The 19097-nt window shown below is 64.9% G+C and carries 15 protein-coding genes and 2 tRNA genes; 15 read left to right on the top strand and 2 right to left on the bottom strand.

Annotation, left to right across the window (positions count from 1 at the left end; genetic code table 11):
- Positions 1-32 precede the first annotated feature (32 nt).
- The 15 genes from ACZ2GY_RS12665 (at position 33) to ACZ2GY_RS12595 (ending at position 15359) form a co-directional block, all read left to right on the top strand.
- On the top strand, positions 33-695 hold the full coding sequence (locus ACZ2GY_RS12665) for an MOSC domain-containing protein (protein ID WP_471672035.1): 663 nt from the start codon (positions 33-35) through the stop codon (positions 693-695).
- Positions 696-1043: 348 nt separating this feature from the next.
- Positions 1044-2975 (top strand): DEAD/DEAH box helicase, encoded by a 1932-nt coding sequence (locus tag ACZ2GY_RS12660; RefSeq protein WP_471672034.1) that lies wholly within the window; start codon positions 1044-1046, stop codon positions 2973-2975.
- 174 nt (positions 2976-3149) lie between these two features.
- Positions 3150-3221, top strand: a tRNA-Thr gene (locus ACZ2GY_RS12655).
- A 55-nt stretch (positions 3222-3276) separates the two neighbouring features.
- Positions 3277-3350: transfer RNA gene (locus ACZ2GY_RS12650), tRNA-Met, on the top strand.
- Positions 3351-3479: 129 nt separating this feature from the next.
- Complete coding sequence (locus tag ACZ2GY_RS12645) at positions 3480-4895, top strand: MinD/ParA family ATP-binding protein (RefSeq protein WP_471672033.1); 1416 nt, start codon at positions 3480-3482, stop codon at positions 4893-4895.
- 67 nt (positions 4896-4962) lie between these two features.
- Entirely contained in the window at positions 4963-5529 is a 567-nt protein-coding gene (locus ACZ2GY_RS12640; protein WP_056543877.1) for a type 1 glutamine amidotransferase domain-containing protein, read from the top strand.
- Between the two features lie 48 nt (positions 5530-5577).
- Entirely contained in the window at positions 5578-6492 is a 915-nt protein-coding gene (locus ACZ2GY_RS12635) for a DUF2797 domain-containing protein (RefSeq protein ID WP_471672032.1), read from the top strand.
- A gap of 143 nt (positions 6493-6635) precedes the next feature.
- Positions 6636-7664 (top strand): extracellular solute-binding protein, encoded by a 1029-nt coding sequence (locus ACZ2GY_RS12630; protein ID WP_471672031.1) that lies wholly within the window; start codon positions 6636-6638, stop codon positions 7662-7664.
- A complete protein-coding gene (locus ACZ2GY_RS12625; protein WP_471672030.1) occupies positions 7661-9355 on the top strand; it encodes an ABC transporter permease in 1695 nt (564 codons plus the stop codon). The genes ACZ2GY_RS12630 and ACZ2GY_RS12625 overlap by 4 nt, the downstream gene beginning before the upstream one ends.
- Positions 9345-10490 carry an ABC transporter ATP-binding protein gene (locus ACZ2GY_RS12620; protein ID WP_471672029.1) on the top strand — a complete coding sequence of 382 codons (1146 nt, stop codon included), beginning with the start codon at positions 9345-9347 and terminating at the stop codon, positions 10488-10490. The genes ACZ2GY_RS12625 and ACZ2GY_RS12620 overlap by 11 nt, the downstream gene beginning before the upstream one ends.
- Positions 10491-10494: 4 nt before the next feature.
- Positions 10495-13071 carry an AMP-binding protein gene (locus ACZ2GY_RS12615; protein ID WP_471672028.1) on the top strand — a complete coding sequence of 859 codons (2577 nt, stop codon included), beginning with the start codon at positions 10495-10497 and terminating at the stop codon, positions 13069-13071.
- 9 nt (positions 13072-13080) lie between these two features.
- The gene (locus ACZ2GY_RS12610; protein WP_277358709.1) at positions 13081-13332 is read left to right on the top strand and encodes a hypothetical protein; all 252 of its coding nucleotides are present in this window, start codon (positions 13081-13083) and stop codon (positions 13330-13332) included.
- 64 nt (positions 13333-13396) lie between these two features.
- Entirely contained in the window at positions 13397-13846 is a 450-nt protein-coding gene (locus ACZ2GY_RS12605) for an FAS1-like dehydratase domain-containing protein (protein ID WP_056543893.1), read from the top strand.
- A 2-nt stretch (positions 13847-13848) separates the two neighbouring features.
- Entirely contained in the window at positions 13849-14289 is a 441-nt protein-coding gene (locus ACZ2GY_RS12600) for a MaoC family dehydratase (RefSeq protein ID WP_277358708.1), read from the top strand.
- A complete protein-coding gene (locus tag ACZ2GY_RS12595; protein WP_471672027.1) occupies positions 14286-15359 on the top strand; it encodes a UDP-N-acetylmuramate dehydrogenase in 1074 nt (357 codons plus the stop codon). The genes ACZ2GY_RS12600 and ACZ2GY_RS12595 overlap by 4 nt, the downstream gene beginning before the upstream one ends.
- A 34-nt stretch (positions 15360-15393) precedes the next feature.
- Here the strand turns inward: ACZ2GY_RS12595 and ACZ2GY_RS12590 are convergent, their stop codons facing one another.
- Complete coding sequence (locus ACZ2GY_RS12590; RefSeq protein ID WP_471672026.1) at positions 15394-15822, bottom strand: hypothetical protein; 429 nt, start codon at positions 15820-15822, stop codon at positions 15394-15396.
- A 92-nt stretch (positions 15823-15914) separates the two neighbouring features.
- The gene (locus tag ACZ2GY_RS12585; protein ID WP_471672025.1) at positions 15915-19019 is read right to left on the bottom strand and encodes a glycoside hydrolase family 2 TIM barrel-domain containing protein; all 3105 of its coding nucleotides are present in this window, start codon (positions 19017-19019) and stop codon (positions 15915-15917) included.
- Between the last annotated feature and the right edge of the window lie 78 nt (positions 19020-19097).

Raw genomic sequence — 19097 nt, 5'->3', positions numbered from 1 at the left:
GTGACGTGCGCGCCGCCGGATACCATCGCTACATGACAACAGGTGCCCTTCTTGCCGTATGCCGCGTCCACGCCCTGCTGCCCACGAAGGATTCCACCGGCGTCACGGCAATCGACAAGCGGGCTACGGCCGGGCCCGTCAAAGTGCATCCGCTCGGTCTGACCGGGGACATTCAGGCGAGCCGGAAGCACCACGGCGGCCCGTCCAAGGCGGTGTACGCCTACTCACAGGAAGACGCCGACTTCTGGTCAGCGGAACTGGGACGCGACATGGTGCCGGGCAAGTTCGGCGAAAACCTCCGCGTGTCCGGAAATGAATCCACCCATGCGGTGATCGGCGAGCGGTGGCGCATCGGAGACGTTCTCCTCGAGGTGACTGAGCCGCGGACTCCATGCATGAACTTCGCCCGCTATCTGGGGGAGTCCAACTGGGTGAAGCGCTTCGCCGCGGAAGGCAGGATCGGCACGTACCTCCGCGTCCTGAAGGGTGGGCACATCGAGGCGGGGGACGCCGTCGTCGTCGAGCATCGACCGGAACACGGGGTGACGGTCGGCCAACTGTTCGCGGGCCTCTCGCCTGAGCAGGCAGCGAGGCTGCAGGCCGCGCACGACGACGGCGCGATCCTCACGCCGGACGTCGCCAAAGTGCTCGCCCGGGCACAGGCACAGATGAAGGCACAGCAGGTGCCAGCCTGACCTGTTCTGAACGATGCCGGAGAGGTCCTGTGGGCAGCCTCACGTCGAGATTGCGTCTCCCACGGAAGAGCCGGGAGCTCCGTGGGGTACACTTGAAACATCCCCCACACCGGTTTTCCCTTTATTCCTGCCCTCATGCGGCATGGATTGGTTGTGTTGGGGCCCGCATCGTTGATCGAAGCGGGCAGATTCATTCAGGGAGCGCCGGTCAGAAACATTGCACTTCACCGCTGTGATAGCGGTGCAAAGCTGGAATGTATGGTCCTGCCGCGGGATTGAAACAGCGCTGGATTTCCTGTTCATGCGGCTCACCACGCCGCCCGGCTCCTAGTGAAGGTCAACTTCCCCATGCCTGAAAACCTGTCCCCTGACGTTACTGCCACCCCTGAAACCGAAACTGCAGACACCGGCACGCCTGATGTGAAGTTCACCGACTTCAACCTCGACGGTCGCGTGCTTGCAGCGCTGTCCGACGTCGGCTACGAAAAGCCGTCCCCCATCCAGGCAGCCACCATTCCGGTGTTGCTGGAAGGGCGCGACGTCGTAGGCCTCGCCCAGACCGGAACCGGCAAGACCGCCGCATTTGCCATTCCCGCGCTGTCCAGGATGGCTGAGCTCGCGGACCTCAACGGTCCTGCGAAGTTCACGCAGGTCCTTGTCCTTGCACCGACCCGCGAGCTCGCGCTTCAGGTCGCTGAGGCATTCGCCTCCTACGCCAAGCACATCGACAACTTCACCGTGCTGCCCGTGTACGGCGGTTCGGCCTACGGCCCCCAGCTGGCAGGCCTGCGCCGCGGCGCTCAGGTAGTGGTCGGCACCCCGGGACGTGTCATCGACCACCTGTCCAAGGGATCACTGGACCTGTCCAACCTGCAGTACCTCGTGCTCGATGAAGCTGACGAGATGCTGCGCATGGGCTTCGCCGATGACGTGGAGCAGATCCTCGCAGGAACGCCCGAGGACAAGCAGGTTGCGCTGTTCTCGGCGACCATGCCGAGCGCCATCCGCCGCATCGCCTCCAAGTACCTGAACAATCCGCAGGAAATTACGGTCAAGTCGAAGACCACCACCGGCGCCAATACCCGCCAGCGGTTCCTGCAGGTCATGGGCCCGCACAAGCTCGACGCAATGACCCGCATCCTTGAGGTCGAGGACTTCGACGGAATCATTGCCTTCGTGCGCACCAAGATGGCCACAGAAGACCTGGCGGACAAGTTGCGTTCCCGGGGCTTCCAGGCCGCTGCCATCAACGGTGATATTCCCCAGCAGCAGCGTGAGCGCACCATCGAGGCCCTGCGTGACGGCAAGATCGACATCCTCGTGGCAACGGACGTCGCAGCCCGTGGCCTCGACGTTGAGCGCATCTCCCTCGTGGTCAACTACGACATCCCGCATGACACCGAGTCCTACGTTCACCGCATCGGCCGCACCGGCCGCGCGGGCCGTTCCGGCGATGCCATCCTGTTCATCACGCCGCGTGAGAAGTACCTGCTGCGTTCCATTGAGAAGGCGACGCGCCAGCCGGTCGAGCAGATGCACCTGCCCTCCACCGAGGCGGTCAACGAGCTCCGCCTGAACAAGTTCGCGGAGCGCATCACCGAGACCCTCGCCACTGAGGACGTCTCGATCTTCCGTGACCTGATCGCCAACTACGAAAATGAGCACAACGTGCCCGCCGCGGAGATCGCCGCAGCGCTCGCCGTCATGTCCCAGGGCGGAAACCCCATCCTGGTCAAGGACATCCCGCAGGCGCCGGCGGGCCAGAAGGAACGGGCAGGCGGCCGCAAGGACGCCTTCGGCTCCCGCGGACCCACGCGCACCCTCACCGAGGGTAACGCTACCTACCGCATCGCCGTTGGTCGCCGCCAGCGCGTCATGCCCGGCTCCATCGTTGGAGCCATCGCCAACGAAGGTGGATTGTCGTCGTCGCAAATCGGCGGGATTGACATCCGCGCGGACCACACCCTGGTTGAGCTCCCTGCCGAGCTCTCCAAGGACCAGTGGCGCGCGCTGTCCAAGACCCGCATCGGCGGCGAACTGATCCACCTCGAGCTGGACAAGGGACGGCGCCCCAACAGCGACCGCCCCGCCGGTGACTTCAAGAAGCCGCATCGCAAGGGTGAGGGCTATCGCGGTGACCGCGGACACGACGGCGGCTTCCGCACCGAGCGCTCGCACGACGGCGACTTCCGCAGCGACCGCGGAGCAACCTCCGGCGACCGCAAGCCGCGTCATCAGAAGGGCGCCGGTGCCGGTAACGGCCGCCGCGAAAAGTGGTAATTCGAGCATCCTGATGGGACGCTGAACTCCGTCCTCCGCAAAAGCGCCGGTGTTGTGCAGATTCGTGGGAAGTTCCCCACGTTTGTGCGCAACACCGGCGCTTTTCGCTGTGCTGGGCCACCCCACAACTCGATTTTTCAGCACGCGATTTAGCTGGTAAAGTTTTCTGCTGTTGCCCCCCTAGCTCAGTGGTAGAGCGCGTTCTTGGTAAGAACGAGGTCACCGGATCGATTCCGGTGGGGGGCTCTCAAATGGGAGGCCCGCCAAAGATCGTAAGATTGAAGCGGGCAGTCTCATTTATGGCGGTGTAGCTCAGCTGGTTAGAGCGCACGACTCATAATCGTGAGGTCGCGGGATCGAGTCCCGCCACCGCTACAAGTGTCAGGCCGGCGGCTCGCAGTGAGCTGTCGGCCTGTTGTGTTTTCCCGGTGCCTGCACCAGGGACGGGCTGTGGTCAGCCTCCTTATAGTATGGGGCGCGAGGCACATCGACAGGACAGGAACCATGACTGACAACGATTCGGCCTGGGGGCCGGGCGAGAACCCGGAAGACTTCCCAACCCGGGCAAGCCGACGCCGCACCGGACGTGACCCCGGAACAGGGCCCATCTCTGAGGTTCCCCGCTTCGCGGACCGCTTGTCACCGGCTCCGCAGGCGCCGCAACAGGGCGCACAGCCGGAGGGCCACACCGAGGACACCGTCCGGCGTCCGGTGCTCGACATCCGCTTTGACGAATCGGCCCATAGCGTCCGCACCATGTCCGTTCCCGTGGTCCTTCCCCAGCAACCACCAGCACCCGCTGCCGGCTCCGTGGCGCCCGCCGGCTCCGCTCCCGTGCCGTCGGCTCCCGCCACGGCACCACCCACCGTGCCGGAGGGCCGCATGCAACCAGAAACCGGACCAGGTACGACGACGGCCGTCACCACCCTGCCTCCCGTTCCGTCGGTGCCCAGCACCCCCGCTGACCCGCCACGCCAGTCGCGTCGGCAGGACTCAGCCGAGGGCAGGCGCCGTTCCTTCCTGGCATCGGATAACGGAACTGTTCCCGCAGAGACCGGTTTCCGCGGTTTGCTGTCCCGGTTGGGGATCCGCGTTGCGCCATCGAAGCGGGAATTGGTCATTCGGGCGCATACGCGTGCCGTGAGCCAGCACTGGCCGGGTCCACGGACCATCTCCGTGGTGAACGGCAAGGGTGGCGCAAACAAGACGCCGACCACCGTGATGCTCGCTGCGGTTTTCGCCCGGAACGGCGGGGGACCGGTGCTCGCCTGGGACAATAACGAAACCCGCGGCACGCTGGGCTGGCGGACCGAACAGGGGCCACACAACTCCTCGGTGATGGACTTGCTGCCCGAGACAAGTCAGCTGCTGGCTCCCTCCGCCCAGTCTGCGCTGCTTGCCCGCTACGTCCACCACCAGACGGAGGACAAATACGACGTCCTGCGGTCCAAGCCGGATGTGCTCGCTTCCGAGCAGAAAATCACCGCCGATAATTTCGACGCCCTCCACGAAGTTGCCTCAAAGTACTTCCGGCTGAACATCGTCGACTCCGGAAATGATGAGACCGCCGAGCGTTGGCTGCGCATGATCCACCACACGGACCAGCTGGTCATCGCCACCACCACGCTTGAGGAGCACGCGGAAGCGGGCGCGCTACTGCTCGAGGCTCTTCGTGCACGCGGTGGGAAGTATGCGGAGCTGTCGCAGAACGCCGTCGTCATTGTCAGCCAGTCAGACAAGAACGGTACAGCGGCGCAGGCCCAGCAGATTGCGGACGGTTTCGCACAGCTTGCGCGGAGTGCCGTCACCATACCTTATGATGTGGCGCTGCTGAAGGGCCGCATCCGCTGGGGTGCGCTGAAGCCGGCGACACAGGGTGCCTGGCTTGCTGCTGCCGCCGCAGTAGCTGACGGCCTGTAATAGTCAGGTTGCTTATCATTCCGATCGTTCCTAGGCTTAACCCGTAAGCCAACGGAATGGAGGAAGCATGACTATGCACAATATTTCCGGCAAGAAAGTGGCCTTCCTGCTCACGGACGGCGTGGAACAGGTTGAGTTGACCAGCCCCTGGGAAGCAGTGAAGGGCGCTGGTGGAGTGCCCACACTCGTGGCGCCCGGCGAGGGCTCGGTGCAGGGTTTCAACGGCACGGACAAGGGTGATGAATTCCCCGTCGACCTCCCTCTCAGCCAGGCAAAGGCCGAGGATTTCGACGCACTGGTGCTGCCCGGCGGCGTCGTCAATGCGGACCATCTGCGGGTGGATAAGGACGCACAGGCCTTCACACGCAGTTTCTTTGAACAGCACAAGCCCGTAGCTGCGATCTGCCACGCTCCGTGGCTGCTCATCGAAGCCGGCGTGGTCAGCGGTCGGTCGATGACCTCCTACCACACGCTCGAAACAGACCTTCGTAACGCGGGTGCTGAGTGGACCGATGATGAGGTTGTAGTAGACAAGGGGTTCGTCACCAGCCGTAACCCCGATGATCTGCCCGCCTTCAATGACAAGGTGCTCGAGGAGATCGCGGAAGGTCCGCACGAGGGACAGACGGCCTGACCTCTCCGGCGGCGTACTTCAAACAGGGAGGTCCGGTAGCGTGGCGACATGCTTACCGGACCTTTCCTGTGCCACGGCGTGTCCTGGGACCGGTCCGGTCCGGCCCTCGTCCTTGCCACGCCGCCGGGCGCTCCGGCGTCGTTGCCGCTTGAGAATCTTCCGGCAATTTTTGGATTCCGACTCCTCGGGGACAGGGGTGCACGCTTCTGCCTGGGCTATTCAAAGGTGCCGGGACCCAAGGACCGCCGCTCCTTTCCCTGCCCGGAACAGACGACGGCGGAGCGCGGCTACCAGTGCGGCCCCTGTTTCGCGCGTGATGACTTCCGGTTCATGCACGACGTTCACCGCTCCGGTGTGGCGCCTCCCGGGCTTGCCGCCTATCTCGCACAGGAGCACTGGCTCTATGTCGCGACCTTCGCTGACGGCGCCACCAAGGTGGGAACGGCCTCGCACCGCAGCAAATGGAGCCGGCTGACCGAGCAGGGCGCAGTCGTTGCCCGTTATGTCGCTCGTGCCGACGACGGTCGGATAGTCCGCGTCCTTGAAGACGCTGCAACCCGCCATGCAGGCCTGCCGCAGGCTGTCCGGTCGGCGGCGAAGACTGCGGCCCTGGCCCGCCCACGGGCGCCCAGGGATCTGGATGTTCTGAATGCCGCAGCGGCAAATGGCCTGCGTGGGTTGCTGGCTGCCGACGTCGGCATTGATGGGTTCGAAACGGTGGAGGAGCAGTGGGATCCGCCGGGCAGCTGGGAACAGGTACTGACAGCGCGGGCACCGGTCTACCCGCTCAGCTTTGAGACAGGGGATCACGGTGGGGCCGTCCTTGCGTTGCTCGGGCAAACCGCACTGATCGCTGTGCCGGAAGGCAGGTTCCTCCTGAACCTCGCGCTCCTGCGGGGCCGTCGCGTGGAGCTTGGGGAATTCCGATCCGCGCCCATCGCCGTGCAGGACGAACTCTTCTGACGGGCTCTGCACTTCTCGTCTTGGCCCGGACGCAGCGCAGGTAGTGATCTTCGCAACATAGTCGGAGGGTCACATCTGGATAGGTTAGGCTTGCCTTTGTAAAGCTTGCTGCGGCTGTCGCCGCTACCTTCAGGAGTACCCCTATGCCTCGACCGAAGCTCCTTGCTGCCTGCACCGCGTTTGCGGTTCCCGTGCTTGCCCTCTCCGGGTGTGGCGTGCTCGGTATCGGCGCCGCGCCTGCAGACCTGCAGATCTACTCGGCCCGCCACTATGACCTTGAGGGTGCGTTCGCTGATTTCACCGATGAAACCGGCATCTCCGTGGAGTTCATCACCGGTGATGACGCCGAGCTGCTTGAACGGCTCAAAGCCGAGGGCAGTGACACCCCTGCAGACGTTTTCATGACCGTGGACGCTGGAAATCTCTGGAACGCCGCCCGCCAGGATGTGCTGGCACCGATCAGTTCGGACGCACTGGATGAAGCCGTTCCTGAGGACCTCCGCGACCCGGAGGGGCAGTGGTTCGGTCTGGCCATGCGGGCGCGAACCCTCACCTATAACCCGGAAAATGTTGATCCGGCAGAGTTCGACGCCACGGACAGCTACGCGGGACTGGCCGATCCGAAGTGGAAGGGACGGCTGTGCATGCGCGACGCCACGTCCTCCTACACGCAGTCACTGGTCGCGAGCCTGATCGACCTCCACGGCCGGGACAAGGCACTGGAGATCGTCAGGGGCTGGGTGGCCAATGACGTGGATATCCTCAGTAATGACATCCTCCTGCTCGAAGCGATCGATGCCGGTGCGTGCGATGTGGGAATCAACAACCACTATTACCTCGCACGTACCCTCGAGGAGAACCCTGACCTGGCAGTGGACCTCTACTGGGCCAGCCAGGAGGGCGCCGGCACCCACGTGAACATCTCCGGGGCCGGTGTCGTGGCGAACTCGGACAACGCGGCGCAGGCCCAGCAGCTCATAGAGTGGCTCGCTACCACGGGGCAGAACGCCTTCGTGGACGCCAACCATGAGTTCCCGGTGAACCCGGCTGCCAAGCCCGAGCCGGTGATTGCCGAATTCGGGGAGTTCAGCCGCATGCCGCTGAACGCTGCGGCCTACGGCGACCTGAACGCCGAAGCGATCGATGTCCTGTCCGAGGCCGGCTACAAGTGAGCGAATCGGCTGTCCTGGTTGACGCAGCCGTTGCAGGTCAACGGCGGCATCGGCTGACCGGGAACGGCCGTCCGCTGTGGTCCGCGGCTGTGCTGCTTGCCGCAGCACTGGTGGCAATGCCGGTCATCGCTGTGGTGGTCGACGGGCTCGGAAGCCTGAACTCCGGCAGCATCCCGCAGGACATCGGTTCGATGGTCCTGATCACGGTGCTCCTGCTGGTGGGAGTGGGTGTGGGGACGCTGCTGATCGGCGGCGGCCTGGCCTGGCTGGTGACTGCCTATGATTTTCCACTGCGGAAGACGCTCTCCTGGGCGCTGGTCCTTCCGCTCGCGATGCCCGCCTACATTCTGGGCTTCGTGTTTCTCTCCACCTTCGACATCGGGGGACCGGTGCAGGCCGGTCTGCGTGCAGTGCTCGGTCCCGGCGCCTGGCTGCCTGACGTACGTACGCTGGCGGGCGCCGTCGTCGTTCTATCCCTGACGCTTTACCCGTACGTCTATCTGCTGGCGAGGTCGGCGCTTGTGGAGCAAAGCGCAACAACGTACGACGCCGCGCGCACCCTCGGTGCAGGCCGCGCCCGCACGCTGTGGCGGGTGGTGCTTCCGCTGGCGAGGCCCTCGCTTGCCGCGGCGCTGGCGCTGGTGATGATGGAAACCCTGACGGATTTTGCAACCGTCCAGTACTTCAACGTCCAGACCGTTTCCGTGGGAGTCTACCTGGTCTGGAAAGGCACCTTCGACTTCAATGCGGCAACCCAGCTTTCCGTGCTGGTGCTCTTGTTCGCCGTCGCCGTGCTGGGCGGTGAGCGGCTCCTGCGGGGACGGTCGCGGTTCCACCAAAAGCCTGGACGGGGAGAGGGCCTGCAGCCCCGAAGGCTCACCGGCTGGACCAGATGGGCTGCCGCCCTGACCTGTCTGGGGGTGCTCGGGTTGGGCTTCATCCTCCCGGTCGTACAGCTCATCGGTTGGGCTGCCGGTGAGGCGCTCGCCTCGTCCGAACCACTGGTGGACCCTCGCTTCGCCGAGTATCTCGTAAACAGTGTGACCGTCGCATTGTTGGTCGCAGTCGTGTGCGCAGGACTCGCGCTCGTCACCGGGCACGCCCAGCGTTTGGGCGGAGGTCCGGTCGTGGCAACTGCAGCGCAGGTTACCACCTTCGGCTATGCCGTGCCGGGGGCAGTGATCGGCATCGGTGTGCTCATCGCCTTCGCCCGCGTGGATGGATGGCTGGAATCCGCGGGCGTCCCGGGCGGAACCGGCCTGCTTGTGACCGGGTCCGTGGCGGGAATCCTTGTTGCCTACGTGGTGCGCTTCCTTGCGCCTGCCTACCAGGCGGTCGACGCGAGCTTCGCCAAGATCTCCCCGGCACTGACTTCCTCCGCGCTGAGCCTCGGAGCCACACCACGCAGGCTCCTGGCACGCGTGCATCTGCCGCTGGCCCGCCGGGGCGTCGCTGTCGCTCTGGCGCTGGTGGCGATCGATGCCGTGAAGGAACTGCCGATAGTGCTTCTGCTGCGACCCTTCGGATTCACCACAGTCTCTGTCTGGGTCTACGAGTTGGCCCGGGAGAACTTCTGGGAGAAGGCTGCGCTGCCGGCATTGGGCATCATCGCCGTGGCCGTCATCCCGGTGTATTTCCTGTTCCGGCGGTCGGCGGGTCTGCAGGCAGGGGCGGTGACCCATGCGCGGTGAGGTTGTCAATGTCAGCAGGGCGCTGACCCTCAGCGGGGTGAGCAGGCGGTACGGCGCCATCGCGGCCGCGACCTCCCTCGATCTGACAGTGGCTCCCGGAGAGATGCTCACCGTCATTGGGCCCTCCGGCTGCGGCAAGTCGACGATGCTGCGCATGATAGCCGGCCTGGAACGGCCGGACTCCGGAACGATCACGATCGCCGGTGATGTTGTGGCGGACCGGCGGAACTTTCAGGAACCGGAACGCCGCCGTGTGGGGCTGGTGTTCCAGGACCATGCGCTGTTTCCCAACCTCACCGTCGCCAAAAACGTTGCCTTCGGACTGAACCGGCTCTCCCTCCCCGAACGGCGGAAGCGCGTTGCCGAGGTACTGGAGCTGGTACGCCTCGATCATCTTGCCGCCCGCTATCCGCATGAGTTGTCAGGCGGAGAGCAGCAGCGGGTGGCGGTAGCGCGTGCACTGGCGCCCCGCCCCGCCGTCGTACTGCTGGATGAGCCCTTCTCCAGCCTGGATGAGACGCTCCGGGGCCGGGTACGAGCAGATATCGTAGCCGTGCTGAAGGAGACAGGAACCACCAGTCTGCTGGTGACCCACGACCAGACGGAAGCGCTGTCCGTGGGAGACCGGGTTGTCGTGATGCACGACGGCGTGATTGAACAGGCAGACACACCGGATAAGGTGTTCGAGCAGCCCGCCACCCGGTTCGTGGCCTCCTTCATGGGCGATGCCGATTTCCTTCCAGCCAACGTCCACAACGCGCTGTTGACCTGCGAGATCGGTGTTGTCTCGACCGTGCCCGGGTGGGCCAACTGCGACGTCGACGTCGACGTCGTTCTGCGTCCGCATGAAGTGGCGCTCGCTCCGGATCCGGGCGCATCCGCACGGGTTGTGTCGCTGGAGTACCGCGGGGCATTCGTTCTGCACTATGTCCGTCTGGCATCCGGCCGCACGCTGCGGTCCTGGCAACCGCACCATGTGCGGTACGCGCCGGGCACTGCCGTCACTGTGACGGTTGCGTCCGGGACCTCACCGACCCTGCTGGTTGATGACCGCGCCGTCACCGAGCCGCCGATCGATATCGCCGGCCATGCACTGCAAGCGCCGGAACCGTTCCCGATCCCCACATCGAGGTGAACCTGTGTCTCTGACAACGCCTATTCTGCCCCTGAGACCTGCTACCCGGTCCGTCAGGTTCGCAGCGGACCTCACCCGCTTCGCTGACCGCGCTGCGATCGTGACGGATGGTGAAACCCTCAGCTACCGTCAACTGGCGGAACGGGTGGACGCTGTTGCGGATCGCCTCGGTCCGGACCGGCGGTTGGTGCTGCTGGCGGCAACCAACACCCTCGACTCCGTCGTCGCCTATCTGGCTGCGCTGTCCGCGGGGCACCCTGTGATCATGGTACCGGGAGACAAGCCCTCCGCCGTCGACTCACTACGGAGTACTTTCGACCCGGATGTTGTCATTGACTCGGGCGGCGGGAACGGAACGCCGCGCATCCGTGAAATCCGCGCTGTCACCAGTCACGAACTGCATCCCGATCTCGCACTCCTGCTGAGCACCTCAGGATCAACGGGTTCGCCGAAGCTCGTCAGGCTCTCACACCGGAACCTTGAGGCGAACGCCGCGGCCATCGCCGAGTATCTGAGGATAGGGCCGGCGGATCGGGCTGTCACCACCCTCCCGTTGTCCTATTGCTACGGGCTATCGGTACTCAACAGCCACCTGCTCGCCGGAGCGTCGCTGGTGCTCACTGACCTCTCCGTTGTGGACCCTTGTTTCTGGGATTTGTTCCGCCGAACGGACGCAAGCGCCTTCGCCGCCGTTCCGTACACTTTCGAGCTGCTCGAGCGCGTCGGTTTCGCAGACATGGACCTGCCGACACTGCGGTACGTGACCCAGGCCGGCGGTCGCCTGTCTCCGGATCTGGTGCGTCGGTACGCGGAACTGGGGAATGACCGGGGTTGGGAGCTGTTCGTGATGTACGGCCAAACCGAAGCGACGGCGCGGATGGCCTACCTGCCTCCAGCCCTTGCCGCGGAGAATCCATCCCGGATCGGGGTGCCCGTGCCCGGCGGCAGTTTCCGGATCGATCCGGTCGATGGGCTCAAGGACGGTGAACTGGTGTACACCGGCCCCAACGTCATGCTGGGTTACGCGGAGACGTCCGCGGACCTCGCTGCTGGCCGCACCGTTGACGAGCTACGCACCGGAGACCTGGCGCGGAGGCACCCGGATGGACTGTACGAGGTGGTTGGACGGCGCAGCCGCTTCATCAAGGTCGCGGGGCTGCGGATTGACCTTGGACGGGTGGAGCAGATCCTCGCCGACCTCGGCGTGCGGGCCGCCTGTGCCGGGACCGATGAACACCTGGTTGTCGCGTTGGAGGGCGATCACGAACCGGGGCTGCTCCGTAAGGTACTGGCGCCTGACCTAGGCATACCGCGCGGGGCGCTGACGATGTACGCGGTGGAGCAGATTCCCCGGCTCAGCAGCGGAAAGCCGGACTATCAGTCGATTCTCGCCCTCGCCGACCCCGCACCGGAGGCACGTGCACCGTCGGTCACCCTCAAGGAGGGGCCGCATGACGTGCGCGTGATTCTGGCCGAGCAGCTGGAGGTACCCGCAGTCGATGATGACAGCACCTTCGTATCATTGGGCGGCGATTCACTGTCCTATGTAGCGACGTCCGTACGCCTGGAGCGGGCCCTGGGCACCCTGCCCGCGGACTGGCACGTGCGGTCCGTCGCAGAGCTTGTTGAGGTTGCACAGCGCGCGGCGGCCAAAGCTCCGGTGCGTCGGCGCAGATTCTTCGCGGCCGTCGAGGCGAGCATCGTGCTGCGGGCGGTCGCCATCATCTTCATCATCAGCACGCACATCGGCCTGTTCCACTGGGAAGGGACGGCGCACGTGCTGATGGCCGCAGCCGGGTACAACTTTGCGCGTTTCCAGCTCCAGGGCGAACGCTGGCACCGGCTGCGACGCCAGCTGACCAGCATCGCCCGCATAGTGCTGCCGAGCGTGGCGCTGATTCTTCTGGGCTACATCATTACCGATCACTACAGCGTCGCCAATATCTTCCTGCTGAACGCGCTCGTCGGCCCGCAGGAAGTCACACCTGAATGGCATTTCTGGTTCGTCGAGGTGCTGACCTACCTCCTTGTCTGTGTGGTTGCACTGCTTGCCCTTCCTCCCGTTGCACGGCTGGAACGGCGTTTTCCCTTCGGGTTCCCGCTGGGATTGGCCGCCGCGGGTCTGCTGACGCGGTTCAACATCGTTGACCTCGAGGTGCCGAACACTGCCCCCGCGCTCTGGCTCTTCGCCCTTGGGTGGGCGGTGGCGAAGGCACGGCGTACCGCGCATCGCTTGCTGATCACTGCGGTTGCGCTACTGTGCATCCCCGGCTTCTTCTATGGGGACCTGGCCCGCGAAATGACCCTCCTGACAGGGATGCTGCTGCTCGTGTGGGTTCCCAGACTCCCGGTCCCCACGGTCCTTCAGCAACTCACTGTGGTGCTCGCAAGCGCATCGCTGTACATCTACCTCGTACACTGGCTCGTGTTCCCGCACCTTGAAAACCTCCATCCCTTGGTAGGCGTTGCAGCCTCCCTGGTAGCGGGAGTGCTCTACTGGGCGCTGGTCATGCGGGTGCCGGGACTGTTCCGCCGATGGACGCCGGCGCTAACCGGTCACCGGCGGGAATCGCTTCGGTAGGGTTAAAGGATGCTGAACACGCCCTGGGACACCGGATCGCCGCTGTACCGCCGGCTCGTCATCGCTGCGCTGATCCTCACCGGCGTCGGAATCCTGCTGGCCATCGCCGGAGCAATGCTCGAGACAGATCCCCTGGTCTTCGCGGCCCTGCCGATCATCATTGCGGGAATGGCGGCACATCTGGCCGGCCTGGTGGTGCGTGGACGGGACGCGCAGCGCCGCCATCGGCCTAAGGATGGTTCCGGCCCAACCAGCCGGTAGCCTGACGAGCAGTTACCCTGAACAGGCGTGCCCGCGACGGGAAGCCCGGATCATAAGGAGTTTCATGACGATCAACCCCGACCTCCAGGGGCGCAGTTACCCTGCTGGTGAGGTCTACACCGTAGGCCGCGAGAAGATTCGCGAGTTCGCCCAGGCAGTGAAGGCGACGCATCCGTCGCACTTCGACCCGGAAGCCGCCCGCGCGCTGGGGCACCGCGATGTCGTCGCGCCGCCCACCTTCGCGATCATCATCGCCCAGCGGGCTGACGCACAGCTGATCAACGATCCCGAGGCCGGCATTGATTTCACCCGCGTGGTCCACGCCGACCAGCGGTTCATCCACCACCGGCCGATCATCGCGGGGGATGAACTGGTTGCCGAACTCCACGTCGATCAGGTCCGGGCCATGGGCGGCGGAGCAATGATCACCACCCGTGCTGAGATCTCCACCGTGGAAGGTGAAAAAACCGCAACAACCACGTCATCCATCCTGGTGCGCGGGGAGGAGCAGTAAGCATGACAATTTCGCTGACAGATCTTGAAGTGGGCCAGGAAATCGGCCGTTCCTCCCTCGACGTCACCCGGCTGGACCTGGTGAAGTACGCAGGAGCATCCGGTGACTTCAACCCCATCCACTGGAATGAATCCTTTGCCCGGGGTGTGGACCTACCCGGAGTCATCGCCCATGGCATGTTCACCATGGGCGCGGCGGTCCAGGCAGTAACCGACTGGATCGGTGATCCCGCCGCCGTGATCGACTACCAGACCCGCTTCACCCGGCCGGTTGTTGTTGAGGACACCACGGCGCAGCCTGGCAGTGCCGGGGCGGTCATCGAGGTTGTCGGAGTTGTCGGGGCTGTGGACCCGGACAATTCGACTGCGCGCATTGACCTGACCGTCTCCGCCGGGGGACAGAAGGTGCTCGTCAAGGCACAGGCAGTGGTGCGGATCTGGTGACATCCCTCGCCCAGTTCACCACGTCGGCCGTCGGCGGCCCCGCCCGCAAATTCGTGGTGGCACGCACTGAAGCGGAACTCATCGAGGCGATCCGCTCCGCCGATGAGGCGGGGGAGCCGCTCCTGCTGATTGGCGGCGGTTCGAACCTGCTGGTGGCGGACAGCGGCTTCGCCGGAACAGTGGTCAAAATTGCTTCGACCGGCTTCACAGTGAACGACGACGACGCCACCTGCGGAGGCGTAATGGTTACCGCCCAGGCCGGCCAACCCTGGGATGAGCTCGTCGAGTACACAGTGCGGCACGCTTACTCCGGGCTGGAGGCGCTCTCTGGCATCCCCGGTTCCACCGGGGCGGTACCCGTGCAGAACGTCGGCGCGTACGGATCAGAGGTATCCCACACCATCGCCATGGTGCGCACGTATGACCGCGAGACCAGGTCCATCAAATCCCTGGCCAACTTTGACCTGAAGTTCGGGTACCGGGATTCCCTCCTGAAGCGCACGACCGACGCCGGATCTCCCCGTTATGTGGTGCTCACGGTTCAGTTCCAGCTGGGACTCGGCCGCATGAGCGCACCGGTACGGTATGCCGAGCTGGCTCGGGAACTCGGTATCGACGCCGGGGGACGGACCTACGCCACCGATGTGCGACGTGCCGTCCTCAAGCTGCGTGCAACGAAAGGCATGGTGCTGGACCCGGAAGACCGCGACACCTACAGCACCGGATCATTCTTCACCAACCCGGTTGTCGACGCGGCAGAGGCGGAGTCCCTGCCGGCGGAGGCGCCCCGGTACCCGATGCCCAACGGCTCCGTGAAGCTCAGTGCGGCCTGGCTCATCGAGCATGCAGGTTTCGGTAAGGGATTTGGCCTGGCAGATGATGCCGGCCACCGCGCGGCGGGCGGCAGGGCCGCGTTGTCGACCAAGCACACCCTCGCCGTCACCAACCGCGGCGAAGCCTCAGCGGAGGACCTGCTGAGTATCGCCCGGCTGGTTGCCGACGGTGTGGAGGAACGCTTCGGCATCCGCCTGCAGCCAGAACCCCTGCTGATCGGCTGTTCCCTGAACTAGTTCTGGGGAGCGTGCACCGCAGGGCGCCTGCCCTTCACGTCGTTGCCCGCCGCCGCGCTTTCTCGGCTGCCGCCCGGGTCTGCATGACGGCGTGGCGGTGCCACCGGCTGTCCACCAGCTCCCGGCTGCACAGCCACTGGACCAGCCGTGAGACCAGGCTGATCTGAGCGAGCCGGTCGTGGAAATCCGGTAGCAGCCACGCGGCGCTGAGGAACCGGGGGAGTGCGAAGACGAGCTCTTCCGCACCGAGTATCCGCTCGAAGGCGCCCTCAGGCTCGAACTGCCGCTCCAGGGCGAGTAGCGCGGCCGTATCGGAACTGACCGTGGAATGACCCTCCCGGTCCAGAAACAGTCGCAGGTGGTCGAATACGCGCCTGTAGCGCTCAACCGTGGCGGGATGCCTGCCCGCGGCGCTCGCCGAAAAGTACCGCGTAAGGATCTGATCTACCGGAATCTGCGTCATGCAGAACAGTCTGCACCGTACCTCTGACATTTTTCTAGTACACAGATTCGAACTTCCCCGGTCTCCTCGAGAGGGCGCACGCAGGCTGGCCGCTATGCAGTGGCGGACATGAGCAGGGTCAGGCTGCGGGCTTCCGGGGCGAGAGCCGCTGTTGGCCATACATCCGGCCCGCATGAGCGGGTGCCAAGCCCGTGCTGTGCTGCGTCGAGATAAAGCCAGGAGCGATCCGAGGCTGGTAGTTCGTGCGGGTGCGCTGCGGTGGCGAGCTCTTGGGCTGTGTGTCGGGACAGCGTGAAACCGGGCAGGCGTCCCTGCGGATCCGGGAACGCGTCGATCCGCAGCCATGGGTGGGCCCCGGTGCGGAGATCGAGGGAGCGCAGGCCGCTGCGGTGGCCTGTTTCCTGTGGGCGCCCGTATTTGACGGGGAGCTCGTCGATACCAGCCTGGTACCGCCCCACCAAAGCCGCGTGGACACTGTCCGGGTAGGATTCGTGCGGGCCGAGACCGAACCAGGAGGCGCCGTCCACGGTGTCAGGTAGACCGAAACGAACTCCTGCGCGTGGCCAGACGCCTTCCCAGCCGCTGCTGGGAAGGAGATCGATGCGCAGCCATAGGCACTGTCCGTCGAGTTGCCACGTCTCATCGACGGTGACGCAACGGGCCTGGTCCGCGGCCCCGTAGCGGGTGCGGACGTGCACGGCGCCCGTTTTGGTTTCTATTGATTCAACCCTTCCGTGCATACGGTTCAGCCCGGCCGAGTGCCAGCGTTCCGCCGATGACGGGCCAGGTCGGCCGTTGCCTGGGACGCCGTGGGCGTCGGGTGCCCAGGGGTCCGAGTCGATGTAGCTGCCGACTAACCGGCCGCGGTCGTTGTCGGTGGGGGCGCGGAAGAGCTCCAGGCGTGGGCCTTCTACTGTCAGGCCTGCCAGCGCGACGAGGCGGCCGTCGTCGAACACGGCCGGGCCAAGCTCAAGTCGGTTGGTGCCGACGGCCGGTGCAAGCGAACCCAGGACCGGTCGCGGACCGGCGGGCGCGGATCGTTCAGCGAGCTGCATCTGTGCGGCGGAGATCTCATGTCCTGCTTCCGCCCACGGCGTGTTCTTGGCGAGAACGGCTTCGACGGTCAGCCACGCCTCTCCCCGGCAGCCTTGCCCCGTGGTGGGCAGCGCGAGCACTGCTTCCTCGCCGGCTTCGAGGGGCCCGCCGTGCTGGCCGAGAATCGAGAGCTCACCGGAGGCGACCGTCTCACCGTTATCCTCCAGCCGCCAACGGAAGGTGAGGTCTTCGGTGCTCGCGGTATGGCGGAGATTCCGCACGCGTAGGAGGGGCTTGCTTCCAGCGTCCTTTCCGCCCGGTGATTCGAAGGAGATCCGTATGGGGGCGACGACGGCCTTGAACTCGTAGAGGCCGGGGGTCGGTGTGGAGTCGGAGAGTACGAGACCGTCGAGGACGAAGTTTCCGTCGTGGATTTCTTCTCCGAAGTCGCCGCCATAGGCGAAGTACTCGGTCCCATCGGAGGTGCGGGTACGGAGTCCATGGTCGCGCCATTCCCATACGAACCCGCCGTGCAGTCGCGGGTACCGGTCGACAAGCGCCTCGTAGAGTGAGAGGTTACCGGGGCCGTTGCCCATCGCGTGGGCGTACTCGCACAGGATGAACGGCTTGGTACGCTGCCGGGCAGCCTCGGCGGCCGAGCAGCCGAGCAGCGGATTGGTGTCGCCGTCACGGCCGATTGTCTCCGTTTCAGGCACTGTGGAGTACATGCGCGAGTAAACGTCTGTGTAGGCGCCCGTGTAGTCGCTTTCGTAGTGGACGGGTCTTCCGGTGTCCCGGGCATGTACCCACGCGGACATCGCAGCGAGGTTCGCGCCCGTACCGGATTCATTACCAAGGGACCACATGACGATGGACGGGTGGTTTTTATCTCTCTCCACCGTCCGCTCAATGCGGTCGAGGTAAGCATCATTCCAAGCAGGGTCGTCGCTCGGGTTACCGACCCAGTCGTGCCGCTCGAACCCGTGCGTCTCAATGTCGCATTCGAGGATGACCCAGAAGCCCAGCTCGTCCGCCAGTTCGAGCAGCCGCGGGTGGGGCGGATAGTGGCTTGTGCGGATGGCGTTCACATTGAAGCGCTTCATGAGTAGAAGGTCTTCGCGGGCGAAGTCTTCGTCGAATACACGTCCCTGTTCGGGGTGGGTCTCATGCCGGTTCACGCCGTGGAAGGTCACTGTACGGCCGTTAACCAGGAACTGGTCGCCAATGATTTCTACGGTTCGGAACCCGATCCTCAGCGCGATTGTCTCCGTGGTGCTGGCGACAGTCGCGTCGTAGAGTTGCGGTATTTCGGCGGACCAGGCCTGGACGCTGCCCACCTCAAGCGGCGCGACATCCGCGGGTTTGGCCCACTCGACGTCGATCCCGAGCTCCGGGATGCTGAGGCGGATGGGGAATGACGACGCCGGTGCGATCACCTCTGGATCGAGCGTCCCGATTCCGTCGTGGTAACCGGTGCGGAGCCAGAAATCCTCAATTCCACCAGCCGGGCGTGCCTGAAGTGTTACGGAGCGGAAAATGCCCGGGAGCCACCACTGGTCCTGATCCTCGACGTAGCTTGAAGCGGACCACTGATGGACGCGGACGGCGATCGTATTGGTTCCGGCCCGAAAAGCTGGCGTGACATCGAATTCTTGGGCCAGACGGCTGCCTGCCCCCCAGCCGATCTCTTCGCCGTTGACCCATACCTTGTAGCGGGATTCGACGCCCTCGAAGCGCAACACGATGCGTTCAGCCTGGACCCACTCCGCCGGAATCTCGAAGGTGCGGCGGTAGTCCCCGGTCGGGTTCTCATCAGGGACGAACGGCGGGTCGCATGGGAAGGGGAACTGGACATTCGTGTAGATCGGGCGGCTGTAGGCACCGTCACCTTCAAGCACCCAGTGCGATGGAACGGGCAACGTGTCCCACGCGGCGTCGTCGTACTCTTCTGTGGCCATACTCTCGGGCGCCTCGCCCTGGGGGAGGAAGCCTCGACCGCCGGGCGTGCCGGGCACGCCGGGGAGGAGGCGGAAGCGCCACTCACCGTCGAGCGTCAGTGACGGAGCGTCGCTGCGCAGCCAGGACCGTGCAGGGAGGCGGTTTCCTCCGCCGGGGGCGGTATCGGTGATGTAGGCGGCAACTTCAGAACGGCGGGGGATCACTTTGACGGCTCCTTCAGTGAGGTCTCCACGCTACGAGGATGGAGGACGATTATGGTTGCGACGGCCGTAATGATTGAC

The organism is Arthrobacter sp. KKT183, from assembly GCF_055657625.1.
This window is presented reverse-complemented; position numbering and strand designations above follow the sequence as displayed.

What these genes read in the sequence shown, in the direction of transcription:
- ACZ2GY_RS12665 (WP_471672035.1), top strand. Translation starts at nt 33, where the DNA reads ATGACAACAGGTGCCCTTCTTGCCGTATGCCGCGTCCACGCCCTGCTG.
- ACZ2GY_RS12660 (WP_471672034.1), top strand. Translation starts at nt 1,044, where the DNA reads ATGCCTGAAAACCTGTCCCCTGACGTTACTGCCACCCCTGAAACCGAA.
- ACZ2GY_RS12645 (WP_471672033.1), top strand. Translation starts at nt 3,480, where the DNA reads ATGACTGACAACGATTCGGCCTGGGGGCCGGGCGAGAACCCGGAAGAC.
- ACZ2GY_RS12640 (WP_056543877.1), top strand. Translation starts at nt 4,963, where the DNA reads ATGACTATGCACAATATTTCCGGCAAGAAAGTGGCCTTCCTGCTCACG.
- ACZ2GY_RS12635 (WP_471672032.1), top strand. Translation starts at nt 5,578, where the DNA reads ATGCTTACCGGACCTTTCCTGTGCCACGGCGTGTCCTGGGACCGGTCC.
- ACZ2GY_RS12630 (WP_471672031.1), top strand. Translation starts at nt 6,636, where the DNA reads ATGCCTCGACCGAAGCTCCTTGCTGCCTGCACCGCGTTTGCGGTTCCC.
- ACZ2GY_RS12620 (WP_471672029.1), top strand. Translation starts at nt 9,345, where the DNA reads ATGCGCGGTGAGGTTGTCAATGTCAGCAGGGCGCTGACCCTCAGCGGG.
- ACZ2GY_RS12610 (WP_277358709.1), top strand. Translation starts at nt 13,081, where the DNA reads ATGCTGAACACGCCCTGGGACACCGGATCGCCGCTGTACCGCCGGCTC.
- ACZ2GY_RS12605 (WP_056543893.1), top strand. Translation starts at nt 13,397, where the DNA reads ATGACGATCAACCCCGACCTCCAGGGGCGCAGTTACCCTGCTGGTGAG.
- ACZ2GY_RS12600 (WP_277358708.1), top strand. Translation starts at nt 13,849, where the DNA reads ATGACAATTTCGCTGACAGATCTTGAAGTGGGCCAGGAAATCGGCCGT.
- ACZ2GY_RS12590 (WP_471672026.1), bottom strand. Translation starts at nt 15,822, where the DNA reads ATGACGCAGATTCCGGTAGATCAGATCCTTACGCGGTACTTTTCGGCG.